This is a genomic window from Novilysobacter erysipheiresistens (assembly GCF_036663935.1).
In the GTDB taxonomy this organism is placed as follows: Bacteria; Pseudomonadota; Gammaproteobacteria; order Xanthomonadales; family Xanthomonadaceae; genus Novilysobacter; species Novilysobacter erysipheiresistens.
The window spans coordinates 1-4439 of the sequence record NZ_JAXGFP010000013.1; the positions used below are offsets into that span (position 1 = coordinate 1).

General features: G+C 55.5%; 6 protein-coding genes. All 6 read left to right on the forward strand.

Annotation, left to right across the window (positions count from 1 at the left end; genetic code table 11):
- The first annotated feature begins 472 nt into the window (after nt 1–472).
- A complete protein-coding gene (locus SNE34_RS14625; RefSeq protein WP_332618359.1) occupies nt 473–961 on the forward strand; it encodes a TspO/MBR family protein in 489 nt (162 codons plus the stop codon).
- A 36-nt stretch (nt 962–997) separates the two neighbouring features.
- The gene (locus SNE34_RS14630; RefSeq protein WP_332618355.1) at nt 998–1684 is read left to right on the forward strand and encodes a hypothetical protein; all 687 of its coding nucleotides are present in this window, start codon (nt 998–1000) and stop codon (nt 1682–1684) included.
- A gap of 174 nt (nt 1685–1858) precedes the next feature.
- Nucleotides 1859–2161 carry a putative quinol monooxygenase gene (locus SNE34_RS14635; RefSeq protein ID WP_267172971.1) on the forward strand — a complete coding sequence of 101 codons (303 nt, stop codon included), beginning with the start codon at nt 1859–1861 and terminating at the stop codon, nt 2159–2161.
- Between the two features lie 127 nt (nt 2162–2288).
- Entirely contained in the window at nt 2289–2615 is a 327-nt protein-coding gene (locus SNE34_RS14640; protein ID WP_332618356.1) for a hypothetical protein, read from the forward strand.
- Between the two features lie 260 nt (nt 2616–2875).
- Nucleotides 2876–3541: a DUF4145 domain-containing protein gene (locus tag SNE34_RS14645; protein ID WP_332618357.1), complete on the forward strand. Its 666-nt coding sequence runs from the start codon at nt 2876–2878 to the stop codon at nt 3539–3541.
- Nucleotides 3542–3659: 118 nt separating this feature from the next.
- The gene (locus tag SNE34_RS14650; RefSeq protein WP_332618358.1) at nt 3660–4022 is read left to right on the forward strand and encodes a hypothetical protein; all 363 of its coding nucleotides are present in this window, start codon (nt 3660–3662) and stop codon (nt 4020–4022) included.
- Nucleotides 4023–4439: the final 417 nt, after the last annotated feature.

Sequence of the window (4439 nt, forward strand, 5' to 3'; positions counted from 1 at the left end):
TTGGCTCCGCTACGCAAGTCGGCTTAACTCAGGCGTTAGGCCCCAAGAGCTTTTCAAGCAGTGGGTTCTCGTCTTCGGTGACAGATCGAGGCCCTTCGACCCCGGTTGACTTGGCTTCGGTGGGCCCAGCTTCGGCCAATGCAACGGGCGCGCTCACAAGTTCCGGCGGCATCTGGACTTCGGAAGGTTCCAACGTTTCATTGGCGTCGCGCTTGCAACAACAGCTCGCTTCGGCCGGCACTACGCGGCATCATCGGGCGCGCTTGCTGTTCTCGGCTTCGGGTCAAGCGGGAGGACTTTCGGCCGTGGGGGTTCTCGCGCTAGTGTTGGCGCCTAACAAGTCATTCAAGCCGAACCCGCTTCGCGGCTTCGGCACTCTGCCGCTGCTGGGTGTTCCGTTGCTTCGTCAACCTTCACGTTGCGGGTCGGCTTAATTCCGGCGTTAGGCAACACAAGGGAGTGAGTCGTGACTTTGCCGAAAAACAAGCAAATCATCGGGTTCCTTGCCTGGCTCACGGTCAGCTTCATTGCTGCCGCCATCGGCAGCGCAGCGTCCATACAAGCTGGTCCGTTCTATACCGAACTCATACGCCCGGAGTGGGCGCCGCCGCCCAACCTGTTCGGTCCTGTCTGGACAATCCTCTACGCGCTCATGGGCATTGCGGCATGGTTGGTCTGGCGTGTCGGAGGGTTCCGTGCTGCACGCACAGCCCTTACTCTGTTTCTGGTGCAACTCGCAGTCAATGCGCTCTGGAGTTGGCTGTTCTTCGGGTGGCACTTGGGCGGATTGGCTTTCGCGGACATCGTTCTGCTTTGGGTGCTTATCGTTGCAACGCTTATTGCATTCTCGCGCGTCAAACCATTGGCGGGTGCGTTGCTCATCCCGTACCTGCTTTGGGTAAGCTTCGCCTCGGCGCTCAACTATTCAGTGTGGCAACTCAACCCGCAGATTCTGGGGTAGCGGGGTGCGTTGCCTAACAATTCGTTCAAGCCGAACTTGCTTCGCTCCACCAACAACATGGCAGGAAAAGCTTGCCATGTTGTTGCCTCCGCTACGCAAGTCGGCTTAACTCAGGCGTTAGGGGTCGCTATGGCGCGCAAGGTATTCGAGGATGTAAAGGCACAAGAGGAAAAGCTCGGACTTCCCGATGGCTTCTACATGGCTCTTTACAAAGAGGATGACTGGTCCTTTGTCATCAAGCTAAATGCCCTTGTGGAAGCGGCATGTACACACTCCTTGGTTGCACGGCTTCATGCTCAAGAGCTCTCGGGTGCTCTGGCAGCCCTAGACCTTGGCAACTCCAAATTTGGCAAAGTCGCTTTGCTTCGCTCGCTGGGTTCACTCACCTCCGAACAGGCCAGCGTTCTTAAGCTTCTCTATGAGCTGAGAAACTCTCTCGCGCACAACATCACTCAGGTTTCCTTTTCGTTCGCACCCTACTTGGACGCGCTGGACAAGAACCAAAGAGCCAGCTTTGTAAAATATGCCGGTCACGGTGTAGATGAGATCGTCAGCCATACAGGCAAAGCGATCTCGCGGTCAGATTTTGTTCTGGAGAATCCAAAATTTGCATTGTGGATGACCGTCGCAGAGATCATTGCTTGCCTATACTTAGATCATGAGATCGCGGAAGCGCGATTACAGAGATTGGCTCTTGGGCAACTCAAGGGCGGCCGCGCATGATCGGGCGCCCCCTAACAATTCGTTCAAGCCGAACTTGCTTCGGTACACCAAAGCCATGGCAGAAAAAGCTTGCCATGGCTTTGGCTCCACTACGCAAGTCGGCTTAACTCAGGCGTTAGGCTTGCAAGAGAACATGGCGTATCGTGATGTCGTTACAACAACAGGAGACATATCGTGGTCAAAGTAGCGTTGTTCGTTCGCCTTGAAGCGAAACCCGGAAAAGAGAAAGAGGTGGAGAGCTTCCTTATGGGCGGTCTTCCCATTGTCAATGAGGAGCCTGCCACCACTGCTTGGTTTGGCATTCGCCTTGGGCCAAGTACTTTCGGAATCTTTGATGCCTTTCCGGATGAAGCGGGTCGGCAAGCCCATCTCTCCGGCAAGGTCGCAGCAGCGTTAATGGCAAAGGCCGGTGAGTTGTTCTCCGAGCCGCCGTCCATCGAGAAAGTTGACGTACTTGCGGCAAAGCTACCCGGCTAAGCAAGCCTAACAATTCGTTCAAGCCGAACTTGCTTCGTTACGGCAAAAGCGTGGCAGAAAAAGCTTGCCACGCTTTTGCCTCCACTACGCAAGTCGGCTTAACTCAGGCGTTAGGCGGCACAAGACAATGACCCGCTATCGTGTGTTAATCACTGCTACCGGCATGGAGATCCCGCCCGACGGTTTAGATGGGTTCTTCACTACCCGCTTCGTACGTTCGCCATCTCCTGAGGCCGCACGGGAAGAAGCGTTGCGCCTTGTGCGTGAGGCTGTCGCTGCTGAGCCTGCCTTTGCGGCATCTCCGGCCCCAGCACTGCAAGTAGAGCTCATTAGTCGTGTATGGAATCCCCTTAAACCTTCAGAGCCAAACTCCGGCTTCAGCTTCTTCGGTCCAGACGGCGGGCGGGAAGAGGCGCTAGAGATTGAGCGTTCGGCAGGCGGCGGCTGGTGGTAATGCTGGTGTGCCGCCTAACAATTCGTTCAAGCCGAACTTGCTTCGCTACACCAACAACACGGCAGGAAGAGCTTGCCATGTTGTTGCCTCCGCTACGCAAGTCGGCTTAACTCAGGCGTTAGGTGGCTTATGAAAAGTTGGTGGGATCTTGGAGAGTGGAGCGGACAGCACGGAGACACGCTGGCGCTCTACCAAATCACTTGCCCCTTCTGCATGGAGCGTGGCAATTTCTCGGTCGCGTTCGACGCCGAGANTGGCTTATGAAAAGTTGGTGGGATCTTGGAGAGTGGAGCGGACAGCACGGAGACACGCTGGCGCTCTACCAAATCACTTGCCCCTTCTGCATGGAGCGTGGCAATTTCTCGGTCGCGTTCGACGCCGAGAAAAAGAAGCCCAATGGAAGTAAGGTGCTTCACTTCTCAACGCTGCAATGCGGAAGCTGCGCTGGCTACGTGATGGCACTGTGGTCTGCAACTTCTTCACATAGCAATATGCACGATTATCGTGTTTTACCGTGGCCGCAGCGAATAGATAAAGCTCCTGAGGAATGGCCACCTGATGTCGGACGCTATTGGTTGCAAGCCCACCGGTCCCTTCGCGATGAAAATTGGGACGCAGCGGCCGTGATGGCTAGAAGCTCCCTTCAAATCTCGCTCCGCGAACAAGGAGCGACTGGCAACAACCTCAAGCAAGAGATTGATGATTTAGGCAACAAGGGGCTCATACCACCAGTCATGCGCGACTGGTCTCATGAAGTACGCGAACTTGGCAACGACTCGGCACATCCAACTCCTGGACAAGCGGCAACATCACCGCGGGACGCGAAAGATATAGTTCAATTCACCCACTACCTGTTCGAGTACCTCTACACGATTCCACATCGCATTGCAGGTTATCGTGCACGGCGATCCGGGGGCGCCACCTAACAATTCGTTCAAGCCGAACTTGCTTCGTTACACCAAACACATGGCAGAAAAAGCTTGCCATGTGTTTGGCTCCACTACGCAAGTCGGCTTAACTCAGGCGTTAGACCACTAGACAAACATGACTGAGCACCGCGTAAAGTTCGATTTCGTTGTTCACTTCACTAACGGAGGCTGCCTCTCGTCGGAAGGCTTTCGGCTTGACATTCCCGGAGACGACATTGCCGACGAAGCGCTGGCTGCCTATTTGATTCAGGACATGCGCTTACTTATGGCTGGTCGGATAGAAATCACAAACAAGCAAATTCTCGTAGAGCCCCACAAGCGGCAAGCAATTGCCACTGAGGGGCTTCCCCAAGTGACCATTGACCTTTCCACTGAGAACCTGTCGGCCACAGAGCTCTTGACGCAGGCAAAACGCCATCCTGTTCGCGTGGTAGCTTCGGACGGTGAGAGCTACAAAGTGGCCAGGCTAGTGGTCTAACAATTCGTTCAAGCCGAACTTGCTTCGTTCCACCAAAGCCATGGCAGAGAGAGCTTGCCATGGCTTTGGCTCCACTACGCAAGTCGGCTTAACTCAGGCGTTATGCGGTTGTGTGGCGGAAAGTTCTGCATCGGCTTGTTTCCTTCGGCCACAACCGTCGCGCTTGCGACTAGACGCGGGCTGATCGCACGCCGGCTTCGGCAACAGGTCTTCGGATGGGGTGTCATATCCCACCCTCCTCGCTTCGGCAACTTAGCCTGGCTTGGAGTTCGCAGCGCAATCATTCGGGAGCCACCTTCGGGCACATCGGCGCCGCGAGCTGCTACTGTTTCAGCTGGCGGCTGAGTTCCGGGGTCGGCGTCTTGCAAGGTCTGCCAGCAACCGGGGCCACACCGCATAACAAGTCATTCAAGCCGA

What these genes read in the sequence shown, in the direction of transcription:
- SNE34_RS14640 (WP_332618356.1), top strand. Translation starts at nt 2,289, where the DNA reads ATGACCCGCTATCGTGTGTTAATCACTGCTACCGGCATGGAGATCCCG.
- SNE34_RS14645 (WP_332618357.1), top strand. Translation starts at nt 2,876, where the DNA reads ATGAAAAGTTGGTGGGATCTTGGAGAGTGGAGCGGACAGCACGGAGAC.
- SNE34_RS14650 (WP_332618358.1), top strand. Translation starts at nt 3,660, where the DNA reads ATGACTGAGCACCGCGTAAAGTTCGATTTCGTTGTTCACTTCACTAAC.